The organism is Protofrankia sp. Cas4 (genome assembly GCF_963555915.1).
Lineage (GTDB): Bacteria > Actinomycetota > Actinomycetes > Frankiales > Frankiaceae > Protofrankia.
The window spans coordinates 1-3987 of sequence record NZ_CAUVXL010000149.1; the positions used below are offsets into that span (position 1 = coordinate 1).

Annotated in this window: 5 protein-coding genes; all 5 read left to right on the forward strand. The window is 66.9% G+C overall.

Annotated elements, in window-relative coordinates; translation table 11 throughout:
* On the forward strand, window positions 1–332 hold a 332-nt coding region (locus tag U9979_RS13740; RefSeq protein ID WP_322779674.1), incomplete at its 5' end, for a hypothetical protein.
* Between the two features lie 337 nt (window positions 333–669).
* The gene (locus tag U9979_RS13745) at window positions 670–1047 is read left to right on the forward strand and encodes a GntR family transcriptional regulator (RefSeq protein WP_322748270.1); all 378 of its coding nucleotides are present in this window, start codon (window positions 670–672) and stop codon (window positions 1045–1047) included.
* Window positions 1044–1940 (forward strand): ABC transporter ATP-binding protein, encoded by an 897-nt coding sequence (locus U9979_RS13750; RefSeq protein WP_322779675.1) that lies wholly within the window; start codon window positions 1044–1046, stop codon window positions 1938–1940. The genes U9979_RS13745 and U9979_RS13750 overlap by 4 nt, the downstream gene beginning before the upstream one ends.
* Complete coding sequence (locus tag U9979_RS13755; RefSeq protein ID WP_322748272.1) at window positions 1937–2623, forward strand: ABC transporter permease; 687 nt, start codon at window positions 1937–1939, stop codon at window positions 2621–2623. The genes U9979_RS13750 and U9979_RS13755 overlap by 4 nt, the downstream gene beginning before the upstream one ends.
* 541 nt (window positions 2624–3164) lie before the next feature.
* Window positions 3165–3917, forward strand: a complete 753-nt coding sequence (locus U9979_RS13760) for an SDR family NAD(P)-dependent oxidoreductase (RefSeq protein WP_322748273.1) — start codon at window positions 3165–3167, stop codon at window positions 3915–3917.
* The last annotated feature ends 70 nt before the right edge of the window (window positions 3918–3987 follow it).

Sequence of the window (3987 nt, forward strand, 5' to 3'; positions counted from 1 at the left end):
AGCAGCAGGCCCTGCTCGGCCATCCCGGCCTCACCGCGGCCGCGGTCGCCGCCACAGCGACCTGTCACCGCGGCAACCCCACCGGGCCGGACAACGGCGGCCCGACCGTGGCCGATCAGGGCGCCGGTAGCGACTGGAGCTGCATGGTTGCCTGGACCGACACGACCGGCAAGGCCCAGAACGGCAAGTACGACGTCCAGGCCCGTTCCAACGGCTGCTACATGGCCAGCGGTCCCGCGAAACTCGTCGGCCCCCTCACCATCGCGACCGCCACCGGTACGAACGTCATCAATCCGGTCTTCGAGTTCGACGGCTGCTTCAACACCACCTGACGACCCACCGCTACCGGTAGCGATCGCCCATCGCGGCGCACCGTCACACGATCGGCCAGGAGTCAACACCGCCACAACGGGCAGGATCGGATACAAGGTCCGACCTCATGCAAGGGCGACCAGGTCGGATCACGGCCCCCGGCCGTGCCACGCTCCGTCTCCCGGCCGAGGGCCGGCCCTCGCCCGACACCCCCGCAGGCGAGGCAACGCCCGCTCGTGGCGGGGGTCGCGGTCTGTGCCGATCGATCGTCCGCCCTTGACAGATCTCGCTTCCCCAGTACGTTAGTTCTGTAACTAACCGACGAGCATAGGCATCGCCGGCCCCCGGGGAGTGGATGTGCTCGATGACGGGACACCGCTGTTCGCCCAGATCGCGCAGCGGCTGGCCGAGGAGATCGCCGAGGGTGCGCTCGCGGAGGGCGAACGGGTGCCGTCGACCAACGAACTGGCCGCCTACCACCGGATCAACCCGGCCACCGCGGCCAAGGGCATCAACCGACTGACCGACGACGGGCTGCTGGAGAAGCGTCGGGGGATCGGCATGTTCGTGGCGGCCGGCGCCCGCGAGCGACTGCTCGAGGAGCGCCGCAAGCGGTTCGCCGAGCGCTACGTGCAGCCGCTGGTCGCCGAGGCCCACCGGCTCGGGATCGACGCCGACGCGCTGGTGGCGCTGATCCAGGAAGCCATCCACGCCCAGGGAGGTATCACGCTGTGACGGCGACGATCTCGGTGACCGGCCTGACCCGCCGCTACCGCAACCACCTCGCCCTCCACGACGTCACGCTCGACATCGAAGGGCCGTCCATCACCGGGCTGCTGGGTCGCAACGGCGCCGGCAAGACCACCCTGTTGCGCATCGTCGCCGCCCAGGAGCGCCCCTCGGCCGGGCAGGTCCTGGTGCTGGGCGCCAGCCCGATCGAGAACGACGCCATCCTGCGCCGCATGGTGTTCGTTCGCGAAGATCAAGTCTTCCCCGACTTCACGGTCGGCCACGCCCTGAAGGTGGCGTCATGGTTCTATCCCAACTGGAGTGGTGAGCTGGCCGAGACGCTGACCGGCGAGTTCGACCTGCCGACCGACCGGGCGATCAAGCGGCTCTCCCGGGGGATGCGTTCGGCGCTGAGCATTGTGATCGGCCTGGCGGCACGGGCCGAGGTGACGCTGTTCGACGAGCCCTACGCCGGTCTCGACGCGGTCGCCCGCCAGCTGTTCTACGACCGGCTGCTCGTCGAGTACGCCGAGCACCCCCGTACGGTGCTGCTGTCCACCCACCTGATCAACGAGGTCGCCGGGCTGCTGGAACGGGTGGTGATGATCGACCGAGGGCGGGTCATCCTCGACGCCGCCGCCGACGACATTCGCGGCGCGTTCACGACCGTGAGCGGCCCGACCGCCGCGGTGGAGGATCTCGTCGCCGGCCGCCCCACCTGGGACCGCCGCCAGATCGCCTCCCAGGAGTCTGTCGTCGTCGCCGGGGCCCTCGATGACGGCGACCGGATTCGCGCCCGCGACCTGCACCTCAGCGTGGAATCCCTGTCACTGCAGCAGGTGATGGTCCACGCCTCGGGCCGGGCCGCCGAGGAGCCGCAGGAGAGGACGAGCGCATGACCAGCTGGCTCACTGTCATCAACGTTGCCCGCTACCACCTCATCCAACGGGTCATCTACGTGGTGCTGCCCTGGGCCATCCTGGCGTTCAGCTTCGCCGTCAACCTGGTCGTCGCCGCCGAGACCCCGGGCAACCACACCGGCGGGCTAGCCTCGATCTACACCTACATCTTCCTCTGCGGGCTGCTCAGCACCTCCCGGTCGTTGCCGTTCGGACTCGCCCTCGGAGTCAGCCGGCGCTGCTACTACCTCGGGACCGCCGGCCTCGCTGTCGTCCTCGCCGCCGTCTACGGACTCGCTCTCACCGTGCTACAGGCCATCGAGCGGGCCACCGGCGGATGGGGCGTGACCCTGCACTTCTTCCGGGTGACCTACATCCTCGCCGGGCCGTGGTATCTCACCTGGCTGACCTCGTTCGTGGGCCTGGCGCTGCTGTTCGTCTACGGCATGTGGTTCGGTATCGTCTACCGCCGCTGGAACGTCACCGGCCTGGTCGCCTTCATCGCCGGCCAGATCACCGTGCTGCTCGCCGCCACACTCATCGCCACCTGGACCCATGCCTGGCCAGGCATCGGCCACTTCTTCAGCGCCCTGCGCGCCGCCGGGCTGACCGGCGTACTCGCCGCCCTCACGGCCACGCTCTTCGCCGGTGGACTCACCACGATCCGCCGGGCCACGGTCTGATCACACCGCCGCGCTGCACCTCCCAGGCCAACGGTGAAGCGGTCGTCAAATGCAGACAAGCCGCCAGCTCTTCTTACCGAGGAAGAACTCGTAGGGTTGCGACGGTTCGATCATCAAACCCCTACGGCAGTGGGGTTTCACAACATTACCGATGTAACTCCACGCTTTCTTCCTCGGTAATCCGCGGGTCGTCCTCCCCAGCCGTGACGGCGCATCCTCGTTCTGGTTCCGTCCGGCCTGCCCGAGTGTCTGCTCGACTTCTAGCAGGCGACGCAATACCTTGAGCCTGTGGGCCGTTCTTCGTTGGTAAAGGCTTTCTGTCGGTCGGCGATCCGGCCTGCCGGGGTTGGATCCGGACTCGCCGCAGGTAACGATTCTGCCATACCAAGACTAACCTGTGGCGGCCGCTGGTACGGTCACCGGATGTTTGCTTTACCGATATGAGGTTGCGTGCCGGGTAGGAGTACCGGAGATACATGTCTACTCGATTGAGGAAACTGGTATGCGAAATGGCATCAACAGGAATCCTGGTGAGTAACCGATGACAGCGAAGTACGAGGTTCATCGGGCCCTGGTGACCGGTGCCGGAAGCGGAATGGGACAGCTCCTCGCCCTTCGTCTGGTCAGGCGCGGCATAGACCTGATTGCGGTCGATTGGGACGAAGCCGGCCTCAAGGTCTTCAAGGATGCCGGTCCTGGAAAAGTGACGACTCATACCGTCGATGTCACCGACGCGGACGCCATGGCTGCTGTTGTGACCGCGCAGAGCCACGATCTGCTTGTGACTGCCGCTGGGATCGGGCACACGGGCAGGATCGTCGAGACTCCCGCGGCCGTGCACGCGAGGATCATGGCGGTGAATTACCAGGGCACGGTCAACACGGTGACAGCCGCGCTACCCGGGTATCTCGCGCAGGGGTCGGGCATGATCGTTCTTTTCTCGTCGATTCTCGGTTGGTTGCCGGTGCCGCAGCACGGTCCCTACGGCGCAACCAAGTCGGCGCTGATCATTTACGCCCAGACGTTGCGGCATGAACTTCGCGGGACTGGTGTAAAGGTCAGCTGTGTCTGTCCGCCGGCGGTGGCGACCCCGATGCTCGACGACATGCCCGCGGCGAAGGCGGTCTCACAGCGTACGATGATGACACCGGTGGCCGCGGTCGCCGCGATCGAACGTGGTCTCGACAGGAACCGTTTCTGGATCTTTCCAGGTGTCGCGGGGCCGGTGGCGCTTGGTCAGCGGCTGTTCCCCGGAGTGCTGCGAGTGGCAATCGGTGGCCTGATGGGCAGATAGCCGGGGGCCGCGCGAAGCGCGGTGACCAGCCGGGTGGCGAAGCCGGCCTGCACGCGAGGGCGATGTCGAA